The 16492-nt window shown below is 69.7% G+C and carries 18 protein-coding genes; 12 read left to right on the top strand and 6 right to left on the bottom strand.

The window, feature by feature from the left end; all coding sequences use genetic code 11:
- The first annotated feature begins 2 nt into the window (after positions 1-2).
- From HF024_RS00330 to HF024_RS00315, 4 genes are all read left to right on the top strand, one after another.
- Complete coding sequence (locus HF024_RS00330; protein WP_168688272.1) at positions 3-830, top strand: amidohydrolase family protein; 828 nt, start codon at positions 3-5, stop codon at positions 828-830.
- A gap of 17 nt (positions 831-847) precedes the next feature.
- Positions 848-1663: a shikimate 5-dehydrogenase gene (locus tag HF024_RS00325; protein ID WP_168688271.1), complete on the top strand. Its 816-nt coding sequence runs from the start codon at positions 848-850 to the stop codon at positions 1661-1663.
- Between the two features lie 65 nt (positions 1664-1728).
- On the top strand, positions 1729-1980 hold the full coding sequence (locus HF024_RS00320) for a DUF6458 family protein (protein WP_085367500.1): 252 nt from the start codon (positions 1729-1731) through the stop codon (positions 1978-1980).
- Positions 1981-2027: 47 nt separating this feature from the next.
- Positions 2028-2465 (top strand): MarR family transcriptional regulator, encoded by a 438-nt coding sequence (locus HF024_RS00315; RefSeq protein WP_168688270.1) that lies wholly within the window; start codon positions 2028-2030, stop codon positions 2463-2465.
- Positions 2466-2507: 42 nt separating this feature from the next.
- Here the strand turns inward: HF024_RS00315 and HF024_RS00310 are convergent, their stop codons facing one another.
- Positions 2508-2717, bottom strand: coding sequence for a hypothetical protein (locus HF024_RS00310; protein WP_055897053.1), 210 nt, complete (start codon positions 2715-2717; stop codon positions 2508-2510).
- A 101-nt stretch (positions 2718-2818) separates the two neighbouring features.
- Between HF024_RS00310 and HF024_RS00305 the strand changes: the two genes are divergently transcribed.
- A complete protein-coding gene (locus HF024_RS00305; protein ID WP_085367498.1) occupies positions 2819-3187 on the top strand; it encodes a MerR family transcriptional regulator in 369 nt (122 codons plus the stop codon).
- Between the two features lie 23 nt (positions 3188-3210).
- Here the strand turns inward: HF024_RS00305 and HF024_RS00300 are convergent, their stop codons facing one another.
- Entirely contained in the window at positions 3211-5034 is a 1824-nt protein-coding gene (locus HF024_RS00300) for a glycoside hydrolase family 2 TIM barrel-domain containing protein (RefSeq protein WP_168688269.1), read from the bottom strand.
- Between the two features lie 80 nt (positions 5035-5114).
- Entirely contained in the window at positions 5115-6125 is a 1011-nt protein-coding gene (locus tag HF024_RS00295; RefSeq protein ID WP_168688268.1) for a LacI family DNA-binding transcriptional regulator, read from the bottom strand.
- A 154-nt stretch (positions 6126-6279) separates the two neighbouring features.
- Between HF024_RS00295 and HF024_RS00290 the strand changes: the two genes are divergently transcribed.
- The 4 genes from HF024_RS00290 to HF024_RS00275 are packed head-to-tail and all read left to right on the top strand — an operon-like array spanning position 6280 to position 10471.
- Complete coding sequence (locus tag HF024_RS00290) at positions 6280-7590, top strand: ABC transporter substrate-binding protein (protein WP_168688267.1); 1311 nt, start codon at positions 6280-6282, stop codon at positions 7588-7590.
- The gene (locus tag HF024_RS00285) at positions 7580-8560 is read left to right on the top strand and encodes a sugar ABC transporter permease (RefSeq protein ID WP_168688266.1); all 981 of its coding nucleotides are present in this window, start codon (positions 7580-7582) and stop codon (positions 8558-8560) included. Before HF024_RS00290 ends, HF024_RS00285 begins: the two co-directional genes overlap by 11 nt.
- On the top strand, positions 8557-9468 hold the full coding sequence (locus HF024_RS00280; RefSeq protein ID WP_085367495.1) for a carbohydrate ABC transporter permease: 912 nt from the start codon (positions 8557-8559) through the stop codon (positions 9466-9468). Before HF024_RS00285 ends, HF024_RS00280 begins: the two co-directional genes overlap by 4 nt.
- A gap of 4 nt (positions 9469-9472) precedes the next feature.
- The gene (locus tag HF024_RS00275) at positions 9473-10471 is read left to right on the top strand and encodes a glycoside hydrolase family 43 protein (protein WP_168688265.1); all 999 of its coding nucleotides are present in this window, start codon (positions 9473-9475) and stop codon (positions 10469-10471) included.
- A gap of 271 nt (positions 10472-10742) precedes the next feature.
- Here the strand turns inward: HF024_RS00275 and HF024_RS00270 are convergent, their stop codons facing one another.
- Complete coding sequence (locus tag HF024_RS00270; RefSeq protein ID WP_168688264.1) at positions 10743-11828, bottom strand: hypothetical protein; 1086 nt, start codon at positions 11826-11828, stop codon at positions 10743-10745.
- Between the two features lie 150 nt (positions 11829-11978).
- Between HF024_RS00270 and HF024_RS00265 the strand changes: the two genes are divergently transcribed.
- Positions 11979-12221 (top strand): hypothetical protein, encoded by a 243-nt coding sequence (locus tag HF024_RS00265; protein ID WP_085367493.1) that lies wholly within the window; start codon positions 11979-11981, stop codon positions 12219-12221.
- Positions 12222-12282: 61 nt separating this feature from the next.
- Positions 12283-12846, top strand: coding sequence for a dihydrofolate reductase family protein (locus HF024_RS00260; RefSeq protein WP_168688263.1), 564 nt, complete (start codon positions 12283-12285; stop codon positions 12844-12846).
- On the opposite strand, the gene HF024_RS00255 is transcribed toward HF024_RS00260, so the two are convergent.
- A complete protein-coding gene (locus HF024_RS00255; protein WP_168688262.1) occupies positions 12833-13396 on the bottom strand; it encodes a hypothetical protein in 564 nt (187 codons plus the stop codon). The genes HF024_RS00260 and HF024_RS00255 overlap by 14 nt on opposite strands.
- Positions 13397-13587: 191 nt before the next feature.
- On the opposite strand from HF024_RS00255, the gene HF024_RS00250 reads away from it, so the two are divergent.
- Positions 13588-15522, top strand: coding sequence for a PKD domain-containing protein (locus HF024_RS00250; RefSeq protein ID WP_168688261.1), 1935 nt, complete (start codon positions 13588-13590; stop codon positions 15520-15522).
- A 24-nt stretch (positions 15523-15546) separates the two neighbouring features.
- On the opposite strand, the gene HF024_RS00245 is transcribed toward HF024_RS00250, so the two are convergent.
- On the bottom strand, positions 15547-16428 hold the full coding sequence (locus HF024_RS00245; protein ID WP_168688260.1) for a CPBP family intramembrane glutamic endopeptidase: 882 nt from the start codon (positions 16426-16428) through the stop codon (positions 15547-15549).
- Between the last annotated feature and the right edge of the window lie 64 nt (positions 16429-16492).

Genomic DNA, 16492 nt, shown 5'->3' with positions numbered 1-16492 from the left:
GCATGACCGTCGACGCCCACCTGCACCTCTGGGATCTCGAGAAGGTCGCGTACCCGTGGCTCACCGACGCGCTGGCGCCGATCAACCGCACGTTCGCGTTCGCCGAGGTCGAGCCCCAGTTGCGTGCGGAGGGCGTCGACGGCGCCGTGCTCGTGCAGGCGGCGAACTCGGTGGAGGACTCCGAGGCGATGTTCGCCGTCGCCGCCTCCTCGCCGCTGGTCGCGGGCGTCGTCGCCTGGGTCGACCTGCTCGACCCAGCCGCGACCGCCGCCCAGCTGGAGACGTGGTCGGCGCATCCCGGGTTCGTGGGGGTGCGCCACCTCATCCACGACGAACCGGACGCCGACTGGCTGGCACGGGATGCGGTCCGCCGCTCCCTAGCCGTCGTCGCCGTCCACGGCATCGCCTTCGACGTGATCGGCGTGCTTCCGCGCCACCTGGAGCTCGCCGTCTCGCTCGCGGAGGAGCAGCCGGAACTGCGCATCGTCGTCGACCACCTCGGCACCCCGCCGGCCGGCTCGGCGAGTTCGGCGGCAGAGAGGGAGCCGTGGGCGTCCCTGATGACCGCGCTGGCCGCGCACCCCAACGTCTCCACCAAGCTCTCCGGCCTCACCACCATCGGGGACCACCTCCAGCCGTACGCCGACCACGCACTCGACGCGTTCGGCGCATCCCGGGTGCTGTTCGGCGGGGACTGGCCGGTCTCCACCCTCGCGGGAACGTATGCGGAGACCACCGCGGTCGCCCGCGCACTCACCGCGGGGCTGAGCGAGCAGGAGCGCACCGACGTGTTCGGCGGGGCCGCACGCCGGGCGTACCGCCTGGGCTGACCTGCGAGAATTGGCGCATGCCCATCCTGAACAAGGACATGCAGGTCTGCATGTCGCTCGCAGCCCGGCCGAGCAACATCGGAACCCGGTTCCACAACTATCTCTACGACGAGCTCGGCCTGAACTTCATCTACAAGGCGTTCACCACCACCGACCTCGAGGGCGCCGTGCGCGGCATCCGGGCTCTCGGCATCCGCGGCTGCTCGGTGTCGATGCCGTTCAAGGAGGCCATCATCCCGCTGGTCGACGTGATGGAGCAGTCCGCTCTCGCGATCGAGTCGGTGAACACCGTGGTCAACGACGACGGTGTGCTGACCGCGTCCAACACCGACTACGAGGCCGTCGCCGCTCTTCTCGCCGAGCACGAGGTCGACCCGGCGCAGCGCGTGCTGCTGCGCGGCTCCGGCGGCATGGCGAAGGCGGTCGTCGCGGCGTTCCGCGGCGCCGGCTTCGACGACCTGACCATCGTCGCCCGCAACGAGGTGGCGGGCTCCTCGCTCGCCGAGAAGTACGACTACGCCTGGGTGGCCACCGACCCGGAGCCCGGCTTCGACGTGATCGTCAACGTCACCCCGCTCGGGATGCGCGGCGAGAGCGAGAGCGTGACGGCGTTCGGCGACGACCACATCGCCTCGGCTTCCACGGTGTTCGACGTGGTGGCGTTCCCGTCGGAGACGCCGCTGATCGTGGCCGGACGCGCATCCGGTGCGAAGGTCATCACGGGCGCCGAGGTGATCGCGCTGCAGGCCGCGCGCCAGTTCGAGCGGTACACGGGCGTCACCCTCACGCCCGACCAGGTGGCCAGGGCGTCGGAGTTCTCCCGCGCTGACTAGCCGACGTCGCCCCGCGAAGCCGACCGGAGTAACGTGAGCCGCACGTCGACCGAAGGGAAGCGCTCATGGGCATCGGCAGTGGCATCTTCTTGGTGGTGGTCGGCGCCATCCTCGCGTTCGCGCTGAACGTGCAGGTGTCGTGGATCGACGTGCAGCTCGTCGGCTACATCCTGATGGGCGCCGGCGTGGTGGTGTTCATCCTGTCCCTCATCTTCATGCTGCGCAGACGGCAGACCACGACCATCCGGCGCGGTGGCGTCGACCCGGCGACGGGCGAGCGCATCCAGGAGCAGCGCACGCGCTCCGACGACTTCTGAGCCGCCCGAACGCGAGGACGCGCCGCCGCCGGACGTAGACTCGAATCGTGTCCGATGACCTGCTCGCCCTGGAGAACCAGGTCTGCTTCGGCCTGGCGGTCGCCGCTCGCAGCGTGATCGCGCTGTACCGCCCTGTGCTCGAACCGCTGTCGCTGACGCATCCGCAATACCTGGTGATGCTCGCACTGTGGGAGCGGGACCCGCGGTCGGTGAAAGAGCTGAGCGAGGCCATCCAGCTGGAACCCGCGACGCTGTCGCCGCTGCTGAAACGGCTCGAAGCCACCGGCTACGTGGAGCGCAAGCGCAGCACGACCGACGAGCGCACGCTCGAGGTGACGCTCACCGAGACCGGCAGGGCGCTGCGGTCGGAGGCGGAGAAGATCCCGGGCCAGATCGTGGCGAAGCTGGGGCTGCCGGTCAGCGAGCTGGAGCACCTGCGCGAGGGGCTGCACGCGATCATCGCGGCGGCGCTGCGCACGGCGTAGGCGCGTCCGCGGAAGGCGCGAGGCGCGCAGACGCGAGCCGCGTTACGGGCAGACGAGCCGCGTGGCGTCGCGCTGGCCTTCTGGCCGGAGCACGGTGTGCTCGGTCATCGGGCGGCCGCAGATGGGGCAGGGCGACGCGGCGGAGCGGTGATCTGGACCTTCCGGGTGACCTGCGCCGAGCTGCGCTGGGCCGGCGACGCTGATCAACTTCTCGTTCATCCGCGTGTACCAGCGCATGAAGCTTCCGGACATGATCTCCTCACTTCGTTAGTGCACTAACTAGTGTACGCCCGATTGACCTTGACCCGCGGGTCAGGGTTTACGCTGTGGGCGGAGGAACGCGGAGGAACACCATGCAGATCAGCGAACTCGCCGAACGCGCCGGGGTCACGGTGAAAGCCGTGCGCTACTACGAGAGCCTGGGCCTCGTGCTCCCCGACCGCCTGCCCAACGGCTACCGCGACTACACCGACGACCAGCTGCGTGCCGTCGCCGAGATCCGCGAGCTCGCCGACTCCGGCATCTCCCCCAGCAAAGCGTCGCCGTTCATCGACTGCCTCGGCACCGGACACGCGTACAGCGACGAGTGCCCCGCATCCGTCGACGCGTACCGGGACAGCATCGCCGACCTCGACAGGACCATCGCCGCCCTCACCCGCCGCCGCGAGACCCTCGCGCACCGGCTCGACGCGAGCGCCTCCCGGGGCTCAGCCCAGGACTGACCCGGCCGAGCGGAAGGCACGCGTCAGGCGTGCCGCCCCTGCACCATCTCCCGGATGCGCTCGATCGCGACCTTCGGGCGGCGGTCGTCCGTCACCAGGCCGTTGGTCTCCTGGCCGGTGTCGGCGAGCTGGGTGTAGCAGAACCCGGCGAGCACCGAACTGGCCAGCGTCGCCTCCAGCAGGGCGCCGACGCGCTCGGCGAAGTCCTCCGGGCTGGAGGCGGCCGAGTATCCCCACGCGCCGTCCACCTCGTGCGCGCGGTCCACGAACGAGACGCCGCCGAACTCGGTCAGCATCACCGGCGCCTGCCGGTCGCGTTCGCCGCGCACGAGCATCCGGCGCCCGGCCGGTCCGAGTCCGTCGAACAGCGCGTCGACCGCCTCCGGCGTTCCATAGCGCGCGGCGACGACCTCTCCGGACGCCTCGTAGTCGTGCACGGAGAGGATGTCGGAGTCGACGTGCTCCCAGCCGTCGTTCGAGATGACGGGACGGGTTGGGTCGAGCGCCTTGGTCAGCGAGACGAGCGCCGCGGCGTAGTCGCGCATCCGGCCGTCGTGGGCGAGGTGCTGCACCCCCCAGCTCTCGTTGGTCGGCACCCAGGTGACGATGGAGGGATGCGAATAGTCGCGGTCGACGATGTCCGCCCACTCCCTGGTCGTGCGGGTGATCGCGGTCGGCGTGAACTCGTATGCAGCGGGAGACTCGCCCCAGATCAGCAGGCCGAGCGAGTCTGCGAAGAACAGGAAGCGCGGGTCCTCGTACTTCTGATGCAGCCGCGCCGCGTTGAAGCCGAGGTCTTTGATGAGCTGCGCCTCCGCGCGCAGGCCGTCGACCGACGGTGCGGCGAGGTGCGACTCCGGCCAGTAGCCCTGGTTGAGCACAGAGCGCACGTAGTACGGCCGGTCGTTCAGCAGGAACCGCCCGCCGGCGACCGCCGCCGAACGCAGCCCGAGGTAGGAGCGGACGGTGTCTGCGCCGACGGTGACCACCGCATCCACCAGTCGCGGGTGCTCCGGCGACCAGAGCAGCTCCTCGTACGCCTGCCCGTTGCGCTGCTGCGGCAGCGGCACCGTCGCCTCGATGGTGCGCCCGACCGCCGGCATCGTCACCGAGCCGAGCGCTCGCCCGTCGTGGCTCAGAGAGATGGCCAGCGTCTCCCCGTCGCGGGCCGGACGGTTCAGCCGGATGCGCGCCGCCACCGTTCCCGAGATCAGGTCGGGGGTCCAGTGGATGCGCTCGATCGCCACCGCCGGCACCGCTTCGAGCCAGACCGGCTGCCAGATGCCTGTGGTGCGGTGATACCAGATCGAGTGCGGCTCGCGGTGCCAGTCCTGCTTGCCCCTCGGCTGGGAGAGGTCGGCGGGGTCGTCCTCCGCGCGCACGACGATCGACACGTCCGCTCCACCGGATGCGCCACCCGCCGCGAGCAGGTCGGTCACGTCGAACGAGAACGGCGACCCCCCGCCCTCGTGCTCGCCAGCGAACCGGCCGCCGACCCAGACGCGGGCACGGTAGTCCACCGCTCCGAAGTTGAGGATCACGCGCGGTGCGTCGTCGCTCGCGCCGATCGTCTCGAGCTCGGAGGCGCCGATGGTGCGCCGGTACCAGACCACCGGGTGGAAACCGGTGTCGCCGATGCCGGATGCGGGCGACTCCGGGGGGAACGGCACCACGATCGAGCGGTCGAAGCGCGTCGCCTCAGCGTCCGAGTACCAGCCCTGCGCCTCGCCGGCGTCTGCGTCGTCGTACGCGAACGCCCACGTGCCGCCCAGGTCGCACCAGTGCTCCCGCACGAGCTGGGGGCGCGGGTATGTTCCATCGAGCGTGCCTGCGGCTGGAAAAGTCATGGTCACTATGGTGCACCAGAAATGCAGCGCTGTAAAACGGTGAGGCGAACACGGCGAGCCGAGCGGGCGGAGCGGGGGACTCAGAGCGTCGGTGCGCTCTCCCTGGTGACCAGCCGATACCCGACCAGCTCGTGCCTGCCCATCGAGGTCAGCCCGTCGATCCGCTCGCAGAGCATCGTGATGGCCCGCGTCGCGAGCGCCGTGAGGTCGGGTGCGATGGTGGTGATGCTCGGGAAGGTGACCGAGGTCATCAGCGTGTTGTCCCATCCGGAGATGGCGACGTCGTCCGGAACCCGCAGGCCGCGCTCCTGCAGGGCGCGCAGGGCGCCGATGGCGGCGAGGTCGTCGCGGCACATGATCGCGTCGAACCGCAGGCCCGCGTCCAGTGCGGCGCCGATCGCCGCTGCGCCGTCCACCGGCGAGATCGCGTTGCTCGGGATGAGCAGCCCGGGGTCCGGGGTCACGCCGGCGGCCTCGAGCGCGGCCTGGTACCCGGCGATGCGGAGCTCGGAGGTGCGCGAGATGCGCTGCGGCTCGTGACCGGCGAACGCGATGCGGCGGCGGCCGAGCGCGAGCAGGTGCGTCGTGGCCTCGCGGGCGGCGGCGACGTTGTCGATCATCACCCGGTCGATGCTGAGCGGAGCGGCCCCCTCGCCCAGGATCACCATCGGGAGGGAGCTCCTGGTCTGCGCCAGCTCGGATGAACTCATCACGCTGGGCTGGAAGATGATCCCGTCGACCATGCCGGCCTCGATCCCGGAGACGGCGGCGCGCTCCCCCTCGATGGTCGAGTCGGTCTGTTCGAGCAGCACGCGGTATCCCTGCTCCTCCGCCACGTCGGACACACGGCGGGCCAGCTCGGCGAAGTACGGCAGGGTGACATCCGCGAACGCCAGCGCGATCAGGCCCGTGCGCCCGGTGGCCAGCCTGCGGCCGAGCAGGTTGGGCCGGTAGCCGAGCTCGTCGATCGCCTTCTGCACGCGTTCGCGCATCCGGTCGCTGACGTGCGGGTAGTCGTGGACCACGTTGGAGACGGTCTTCATCGACACCCCGGCCAACTCCGCGACATCCTGCAAGCGCACACCGGCCACAGCGTCTCCTTCCGTCGTGAGAACTCTACTTTGCGTCGCTGCTCCCGCCAGTCCACCACCGCTCGCCGCTTGACAGCAAATTTCTAGCGCTGTAATTTCGAAGGGCGCGGCCCGGCCGCGCACTCGTGCCTGTCACTCAAGGGAGAGAAATCACATGAAGAAGCGATCTGCCGTGCGGGTCCTGGCCGCCGCGGTGGCCGTGGGCTTCGGCCTCGCACTGACCGCCTGCGGCAGCTCCGGCGGCTCGGGCGGAGAGGTGGCGTCCGGGGACTACTCGGGCCCCAAGGTCACCGTCACGTTCTGGAACGGCTGGACCGGCGGGGCAGCACCCGTCCTGGTCCCGAAGCTCGTCGACAAGTTCAACTCCGAGCACAAGAACATCGTCGTCAAGAACGTCCCGATGGAGTGGGCCGATCTCGCCAAGAAGATGCCGCTCGCCGTCAAGGCGGGCAAGGGCCCGGATGTGGCGGTCGCGCACGGCGACGACGTCGCCACGTACGCCGCCCAGGGCCTGCTGCTCAAGAGCGACTCGATCGTGAAGTCGCTCGGGTACAGCGCCGGCGACTTCCCCGAGGGCCTGATGAAGGCCGGCGAGTACAAGGGAGCCCAGTACGGCATCCCGTGGAGCGTCACCCCGCTCGGTCTCTACGTGAACAAGGACGTGCTCAAGCAGGCGGGCATCGACCCCACGACCATCCCCGCTGACAAGACCTCGTACATGGATGCGCTGGCCAAGCTCAAGACGGCGGGCATCCAGGGCGAGTGGGTCGACGGCTACGTCTTCACCGGCACGTTCGAGTTCCAGTCGCTGCTCTGGCAGTTCGGCGGCGACCTCTTCAACAACGACGTCACGAAGGCCACCTTCAACTCCGACGCCGGCGTGCAGGCGCTCACCCACATGACCGACCTCATCAAGCAGGGATACAGCCCGGCGAACGTCGCGCAGGACGGCAACATCAACGCCCTGATCGCCGGGAAGACGGCCTTCAACTGGAACGGCGTCTGGCAGACCACGAACACCGCGTTCGACAAGCTCGACTGGTCGGCCGTCGCGGTGCCTCAGATCGGCACGGAGAAAGCCGTCTGGTCCTCGTCCACGCACTGGATGTTCATGGCCAACAAGGGTCAGGACAAGAACAAGACGTCGGCCGCGGCCACGTTCGTGAAGTGGATGAACGACAACTCGGCCAGCTGGCCGGACACCGGTGAGCTGCCCGCGAGCAACAGCGTCCGCAACGACCCGGCTCTGGTTCAGAATTACCCGAACCTCAAGCCGTTCCTGGACGAGCTCCCGTACGCGCACTACGAGACCTCCGCCCCCGGCATCACCAACGTCACGGCCACCGTGACCACGGCCGTCAACGAGGCCATCACCGGCAAGAAGTCGCCGAAGCAGGCTCTCGACGACGCGGTCGAGAAGGCGAACACGCTGCTGAAGCAGAACAAGCAGACGTATGGCGAATGAGCTCGCAGTAGAGGCGGCATCACGGCGTAACGCCGTGGTGCCGCCTCGGCGCGCCCGGCGCAGCTCGAACCTGGCTGCGCCGCGCCGTACGAAGACGGCCTACCTGTTCCTGGCGCCGTTCCTCGTCCTCTTCCTCGTCTTCGTGGCGGGCCCCGCGGTCTTCGGCCTCTGGATCAGCCTCACCAACTGGAGCCCGTTCCGCGACACCCAGCAGTTCATCGGGCTCAAGAACTACATCGACCTCTTCACCCCGGACTCCGCGACCTCCGGCGACTTCTGGCAGTCGATGGGCGCCACCGGCATCTTCACGGTCGCCAGCGTGCCGTTCCTGCTGGTCATCCCGCTGCTGATCGCCCAGCTGCTCAACCGCAGGATCCGCGGCGGCACCGTCTTCCGCGCCGTGTTCTTCGCACCGTACGTGCTCGGCGTCGCGGTCATCGGCGTCATCTGGAAGTACCTGCTCGACACCCAGTCCGGCATCGTCAACCACGTGCTCGGGATGCTCGGCCTCCCCTCCGACATCCCCTGGACCGTCAACGTACCCTGGGTCTGGGTCTCCCTGGTCGGCGTCACCGTCTGGTGGACCCTCGGCTTCAATACGGTGATCATCCTGGCCGGGCTCAAGGGCATCAACAACGACCTGTACGAGGCGGCCGCGCTCGACGGAGCCGGGCCCATCCGGAAGTTCTTCAGCGTCACGCTGCCGGGCCTCCGCCAGGTGATGACGTTCGTCGTCACCGTGACCATCCTCGCCTCGGCGAACATGTTCGGTCAGTCGTACATCATCACCAAGGGCGGTCCGGGCAACCAGACCCGCACGGCGATCATGTACATCTCCGACCAAGGCCTCTCGCAGAACAACATGGCCGCGGCGTCGGCCATGAGCTATGTGCTGTTCGTGTTCCTCGCGATCATCAGCATCGTCAACTTCCGCCTGCAGCGGGAGCGCACGGAAAGGGCACCCCGATGACCGCCGTCACCTCTCCCACGCAGAAGCCGACACCGGATGCCGACGGCGAGCGTCAGCTCGCCCGGGCACAGCGGCGCACGTCGCCACGCCGCACCGCCGGGCAGGTCGTGCTCTACGTCGTGCTGTCCCTGGTCACGCTGCTGATCGTGCTGCCGCTGGTGTGGATCGTGCTCACCTCGTTCAAGACGGACAGCGACGCCATCCAGAACCCGTTCTCGGTGTTCCCGACGCCGTGGTCGATCGACGCGTACGTCACCCTGTCGAGCGGCCAGCAGCCGATCTTCCGCTGGTTCCTCAACAGCCTGCTCGCCGCGACGCTGCAGACGGCGATCATCCTCGTCACCGCCTCCGCCGCCGCGTACGCGCTGGCCCGCCTCGAGTTCTGGGGCAAGAAGATCGTGTTCGGCGCCATCGTCGCCACGCTGCTGGTGCCTCCGGTCATCTTCCTCATCCCGAACTACCTGATCGTGCAGAACCTGGGCTGGCTGGACACCATCTGGGCCATCTCCATCCCGGGTGCTGCGAGCGCGTTCGGCGTGTTCTTCCTCCGCCAGTTCTTCATCGGGCTGCCGGTGGAGATCGAGGAGGCCGCGCGCATCGACGGCGCGGGCGACATCCGGATCTTCCTGCAGATCGTCGTGCCGCTGGCGCGCCCGGCGCTGGCGACGCTCGCCGTGCTGAGCTTCCTCGCCAACTGGAACGACTTCCTCTGGCCGGTCTACGTGCTGCTCAGCCCGGAGAACCTCACGCTGCAGCCCGGCCTCGCCCAGCTGCAGGGCGCGTACTCGACGCACTTCGCCATCGTGATGGCCGGCGCGGTGATCGCATCCATCCCGGTGCTGATCCTGTTCTCGTTCGCGCAGCGCCACATCGTGGACAGCGTCGCCAGCTCGGGCGTGAAGGGGTGAGGTCGTGAGGTCCGCCGGGGTCGCGGCGGTGGCGGTGGTGGCTGCCGCCGCCCTCGCGGCACTCGCGGCACTCTCCGGATGCGCATCCGGAGCAGGCTCGTCGTCGCGCCCCGCCTCGGGCCCACCGTCGGCGAGCGCCGGCCCGGCCTTCGCGATCGACCAGGACTTCGCCGACCCGGATGTGCTCGTCCACGACGGCACCGCGTACGCCTTCGCCACGAACACCCCCGGCTTCCTGGTGCGGTCAGCGACCTCCACGAATATGCGCGACTGGACGGTGTCGCAGAAGGACGCCCTCAGCGCCCTCCCCGGCTGGGCGCAGCCCGGCCGCACCTGGGCTCCCGAGGTGGCGGAGGTCTCCCCCGGCGCGTTCGTGATGTACCTGACGGCCCAGGATGCGGCATCCGGTCGCCAGTGCATCGGCACCGCCACCTCCGCGACACCGGGCGGGCCCTTCACCCCCGCCTCGGATACGCCGCTCGTCTGCCCGGTGGAGGCGGGCGGCGCCATCGACGCCGCCACCTTCCGCGACGACGACGGCAGCCTCCACCTGCTGTGGAAGACGGACGGCAACTGCTGCAGCCTCGACACCTGGATCGAGACGGCGCCGCTCTCGGCGGACGGTCTCACCCTGACCGGGCCGCCGGTGAAGCTCCTCAAGCAGGACCGCGCCTGGGAGGGCGCGCTGGTGGAGGCGCCCGACCTGGTGAAACGTGACGGCGTCTACGTGCTGTTCTTCTCCGCCAACGACTACGGAGGAGACGACTACGCGATCGGCACGGCAACGGGCACGTCGCTGACGCAACCGTTCACGTCGCAAGAGAAGCCGTTCCTCACGTCCGCGTCGAAGCTCGGCACGTTCCACGGTCCCGGCGGCCAGAACGTCGTCACGTTCGGCGGCCACGACTGGCTCGTCTTCCACAGCTGGGACGACTCGTACGCCTACCGCGGGATGCTCGTCCGTCCCCTCACCTGGGACGGCGCCACCCCGCACCTCGGCTGACGCCCGGAGCGCCGCCCGGTCCACCGGCTCCGCTCCGACGGAGAACCGGCCGCGTTCCGCATGAACCTTCCGCTCCTACGGAGAATACGGCGACGTGTCGGCCGAATCCTCCTGCGTTACGACCAGCGGATGCGGGCCCGACCCTCGCATCCCCTGGCCTCCGCAGTACAGGAGGTGCACCGCGACACGCCGTCGGAGAGTCCGCTTCTGCGGAGATGGCGGCCGATCGGGCCGGGCTCTCCGCTCGAACGACGCGGTGGCGGCCTCCGGGTCAACTGCCCTCGGACGAGCTGCCGGGGCCCCAGGTGACCGACTGGAAGACGGCGCCCGCGTCGCCGAACGACGAAACGGAGCCCTCCACGTCCGCCTCGATCGGAGCCGTCGACGTGATCGTGCCGGAGTCGCCCGTCGCCGGGAACGAGAAGTCGGCGTGGAACGTCACCGTGCCGGGGGTCGCCGTCTTCACCGGCCAGCAGCCGCCGGCGCTCACGTCGGCCTGGTCGGGAAGGTGGCAGCCGAAGTCCCACGGCCCCACCGTCAGCTCCGGGCGGCTCTGGATGGTCCAGGCGGCGTTCGTCCACACCTCGCCGGCCTCCGCTCCGCTGGAGAGCCCGAAGGAGCATCCCGCCGGCTGGGCGTCCTGCGATGCAGCGCAGCCGTCGAGCCAGCCCTGGGCGGCGGCCTTCGCCGCGTCGAGCCCCTTCGGCGTGAGCACGGCCGCATCCCGCAGCTGCGCGTCTGCGCCGAAACCGGCCACCGTCGCCTTCGCCCCGGCGAGCGTGAACCAGTCGGTGCTCGCCCCGGCGGTGAGCGTGTACGTGCCAGGGAAGGCGTTCAGCCGGAGGGTCGCGCCCTTCCAGCCGAGCGGCACACCCGCGAGCGTCGCATCCACTCGCCCTGGCGCTCCGATGGTCACGGTGACCGTGCCGAGCGTGACCGGCGCGAGCTTCCACCCGTCGACGCCCACCATCGACGCCGGTGTCCACGCGTCCCGACGCACCGCGAAGTCGCGGGTGGTCGTCTTGCCGCCGCCCGTCACTTCCGCGGTGACCGTCGCGTCGCGCCCGTGCGACCGAACGCCCAGGATGCGGTAGCCCGTCAGCTTGTCCGTCGCGTTCTTGTACGCCTTATTGGTGAGCAGCACATCCACTGCCCGGTGCTGACGGCCTTCGAGCTTCGTCGCCGCCTCCACGTCGCCGCGCTTCACGTCCGCGAGGTAGGTCGACACCACCGCCTGCGGGGTGGCTGCGGCACGAGCCCCGATCACCAGCACCAGTGCCGTGATCCCCACGCCGAGGGCGAGCGCCGTACCGACGGCAACCACCACGATCCACAGCGACCTGCGCGTCTTCGCCATCACAACTCTCCCCCGTGGCCGCCCGCTGCCGGCCGATCGTCCCGCCCCGGGAATCATACCGGCGGATGACCCACACACGACCCACGGCTGATGCCGCGCGCCGCGCATCCCGGTTGACTGGATACATCGGCCACACCAAGGGGGAAAACCATGACGACGCTGAACCACCAACTCCCGTTCACGGGGTCGGTTCCGCAGGTTCCGCGAGCTCGAGGGGTGCTCGCGGCCGTTGCGGAGAACGCCTATCTGCGGCTGTTCTCCGTGCTCGTCGTCATCGCGGCCGGTGCCGTGGCGCTCGCCTTCGGAATCGCATTCGTGCTCGACATCGTCGTGCCGGTGTTCTTCGGAGGCGAGCTCCGCGCGCTGGGGGCGCTGTTCCCGCAGGTGGGCTGACCGGGACGGCTCTGGCGCATCCCGCACCGACTGCTTAGAGTCGGTGCGGGAGGTTCCACCGATGCCACGTCTCGTCTATTTCGCCATCGCTTCCGTCGACGGCTACACCGCCGACACGTCGGGAGGCTTCGACTGGGCGGCCCCGGATGCGGAGGTGCACGCCTTCGTCAACGACCTGGAACGCGACGTCTCCACCTATCTGTACGGCAGGCGCATGTACGAGACCATGCAGGTCTGGCAGACGTTCGGCGACGACCCGGACGAGGAGCCGGAAGTGGTCGACTTCGCCGGGATCTGGCGGAGCGCCGACAAGGTCGTGTACTCGTCGACGCTCGCCGAACCGGTCACGCCGCGCACGACCATCCAGCGCCACTTCGATCCGGATGCGGTGCGTGCCCTGGTCGCGGACGCTCCGGGCGACGTCGGCATCGGCGGCCCGACCATCGCGGCCGCGGCACTGAGGGCCGGGCTCGTGGACGAGGTGCAGCTGATCCTGGTGCCGGTGGCTGTCGGAGGCGGGACGCCGGCCTTCCCACTCGACCTGACGCTCGGACTGGACCTGCAGGAGGAGCGCCGTTTCGCGAACGGGAGCGTATTCCTGCGCTACCTGGTCACCCGAGGGTGAGCGTCACGCTCGGCCGCCGAAGCGCCTCGGCCAGCACATCGAGTGTCACCCCGTGCTCCGCGAGGATCGCCACCGGGTAGAAGAACGGGTCGTAGCCGTGCTGCGAGGTCGGCAGCACCAGGCCGTCGCCCTCGAACGGCAGCGGGTCCCCCGCGGTCCTGGTGACCAGGTCGCCGTCGTCCCCCAGTTCCACGGACACCGTCCGCGTCGGGGCTCCGCCCTCGAGGTGGGACCAGCTCATCGCGGGCAGGCGCACGTCGATCATCGCCTGGAAGACGCCGATGCCCTCGCTGAGCACCGCGGCAGCGGCGCCGACCGTCTCGCTGGCGCCGAGCAGCATCACCCAGCCGTTGACCGGCGCGGTGAGCACGAGCAGGCCGGGACCGTCGCCGATGCTGGGATTCTCGGCGAGGCGGAACCGGTCGTCGGTGATCCGCGCATCCAGTGCGGCGGCGAGCGCCTCGGGCGTCGTGGCGGGGAGGAACGCCCAGCTTCCGCTCCCGAACGTCTCGAACAGAGCGTCGCTCAGTACGGGGATGTCGTCGGGCACAGCACGAGTCTAGGCGTCGGGACCCGGCCGGTGGATGCGGGGATCAGCCCACGAGATTTTCTCACTTTCCCTTCCGCCCCACCCCCGCTCAGGGCTACCCTGAGGCCAGGCCCCTCCAGGGCCTCTGCCTCTGCGGGGGCATGCGCCCCGTGGCAGCAGAGCACAGACGTGAGCTGCGAAGGAGCGCTCCAATGCCTGCTCGTCGAACCCTCACCGCCGCGATCGTCGGCCTCACCGTCGCCGCGCTCGCGCTCACCGCCCCCGGCGGAGCGCTCGGGATCGCGCCGAACGCCACCAGCGTCCACTTCACCGCCTCCGGCGACTACGGCACCTCCGCCAACGCGCAGGCCGTGCTCGCGGGCATCGGCGCACTGCATCCCGACCTCCACCTCGCCGTCGGCGACCTCTCCTACGGTGCCGTCGGCGACGAGCAGTCGTGGTGCGACAGCGTGACCCAGGCGGTCGGAGCAGGGTTCCCGTTCGAGCTCGTCTCCGGCAACCACGAAAGCAGCGGACAGAACGGCAACATCAACGACTTCGGCGCCTGCCTGCCCAACCAGCTCCCCGGCGCGGTCGGCACATACGGGCGGCAGTACTACGTGGACGTCCCGCAGGGCGCTCCGCTCGTCCGCTTCGTGATGATCTCCCCCGGCCTGCCGTTCGCGGACGGCACCTGGACCTACAACGCGGGCACCTCGCACTACAACTGGACGGCGGCGGCCATCGACGGCGCACGCGCCGCGAACATCCCGTGGGTGGTGGTCGGGATGCACAAGCCCTGCCTCTCGCTGGGCCAGTACGGCTGCGAGGCGGGCGCCGACCTGATGAACCTGCTCGTCGGCAAGCGCGTCGATCTCGTGCTGACCGGCCACGAGCACCTCTACCAGCGCACGAACCAGCTCGCCACCGGAGGCGCGTGCACGGCGATCGTGCCCGGAACGTTCTCGGCCAGTTGCGTCGCCGACAGCGACGCTTCGATGGTGAAGGGCGCCGGCACGGTGTTCGTGACGGCGGGCACGGGAGGCAACGGCCTCTACAACGTCAACGCCGCGGATCCGGAGGCCAACTACTTCGGTGCGGCATCCGGTGCCAACCAGACGCCGACCTACGGGTCGGTGGATGTGACGGCCACGGCGACGCAGCTCAGCGGGTCGTTCGCACGTGCGGCGGGCAGCAACTTCGCGGACTCGTTCACCATCGCGCCCGCCGGGGGCGGGGGCAACCAGCCGCCGACGGCGAGCTTCACGTCATCCTGCACCGACCTGGCCTGCACCTTCGACGGCGGTGCGTCGACGGATCCGGACGGCACGATCAGCACGTTCGCCTGGGACTTCGGCGACGGCGCGACCGGGACGGGCGGCACGGTCAGCCACACCTATCCGGCAGCGGGCACGTACACAGCGAGACTCACCGTGACCGACAACGGAGGGGCGAGCGGGTCGACCACCAAGACGATCGCGGTCACCGCACCGCCGCCACCCACCGGCTCGCTGGCGACGGACGGGTTCGACCGCGTCATCTCGAACGGCTGGGGAACGGCGCCGACCGGCGGCGCGTGGACGGTCGCCGGCAGCGCATCCCTCTACTCGGTCGGGGCGAGCACCGGCCTGATCCAGCTGCCTGCCGGTTCGGGAGGCACGACCAGGCTCACCGGCGTGAGCTCCGCCAACACCGACCTGCGACTCAACGTGTCCGCCGACAAGCTGCCGTCCTCCGGCAACGTCTACATCTCCATCTCCGGTCGGCGCGTGGTGACGACGGGCTCGTACCAGGCCAAGGTGATCGTCTCGTCGGTGGGCAAGGTGACGCTGCAACTGGTCCGCGTCGACCCGAACGGCGGAGCGGAGGTGGTGCTGCAATCGTCTGTCGCACTCCCCGCCACATACGCGGCAGGGACGAAACTGGCCGTGCGGCTGCGCGTCACGGGCACGAGTCCCACGCTCATCCAGGCCAGGGCCTGGCCGGACGGCACGACGGAGCCGACCACCTGGCAGCGATCCATCACGGACACGACGGCCGGACTGCAGGCGCCGGGCGGCCTGGCGATCACCGGGTATCTGTCCGGCGGCGTGGCCAACGCGCCTGTGGTGATGGGGGTGGACGACCTGGTGGCGGTGACGCCGTAGGCCGCGACGACGCGGGAGCCCCGCTCAGTCCGGCAGCCGCTCCGCGCGACGGCCGAGCCGGTCGCCGACCCGCCCGCGGATGAGGAACAGGGCGACGATCCCGAACAGCATGACGACGTAGTTCCCTGTCCCCGCGATCACCTGCAGCCCGTTCTGCGGACCGGCAGCCGCGGTGTCGATTCCGCCGGTGGCGAGGAACAGGGTCGGGTCGGTGAGGGCGTGGGCGACGATCGCCCAGACGATGCTGCCCGTGACGCGCATCACCAGGTACATGCAGACACCGAACAAGAAGGTGTACGGGATGGTGATGAGGACCGTCGGCGTAAAGCCGGTGCCGATGGCGTTGGCAGTATGCATGAGCGCGAAGATCGTGGACGACAGCACCGCGACCACCAACTCGCCGTATCCCGCGTTGCGCAGTAGCGTCACCGCGGCACCGCGCGTCACCAGCTCTTCCGCCACACCGATGAACACCCCGGCCAGCAGCGTCAACGGCACGACGCCGGGCGCGAACGAGCCGTAGTCGATGCCGATGAGTCGCAGCACGATCGGGTAGGCGACGACGGCTACGGCGATCCACATCCAGCCCCTCGCAGGAACGACCCTGGATGCGAACACCCGCGGCAGCAGCCCGGACACCGCGAGGAACACCACGATGATCACCGCGCCGATCCCGATCGGGAGGATGAGCTCGAGGAAGACGTTGATCGCGCTGCTCAGCGGGCCGCCGTCGGTGAGCGCGTCGCCCCACAACAGCCCGATGAGCCGGCCGACGGCGAGGTACAGGGCCATGTAGACGGCGGCGACGAGCACCGCCTTCCACCATCCGCCGCGTGCCCAGAACGCCTGCCAGGCCGAGGTCCTCTCGGCTGTGCCCGCGCCGCTCTCGTCGTGTTCGCCCGTCATCGTCTTCCCCGTTCGAGAGTGCGGTGTCGGAGCGACCCCGGCGTCACGACCATACAGGCGAATG

Origin of the sequence: Leifsonia sp. PS1209 (assembly GCF_012317045.1) — a bacterium.
Taxonomy (GTDB): domain Bacteria; phylum Actinomycetota; class Actinomycetes; order Actinomycetales; family Microbacteriaceae; genus Leifsonia.
Note: the sequence above shows the minus strand (reverse complement) of the source record. Positions and strands in the feature narration are given on the sequence as shown.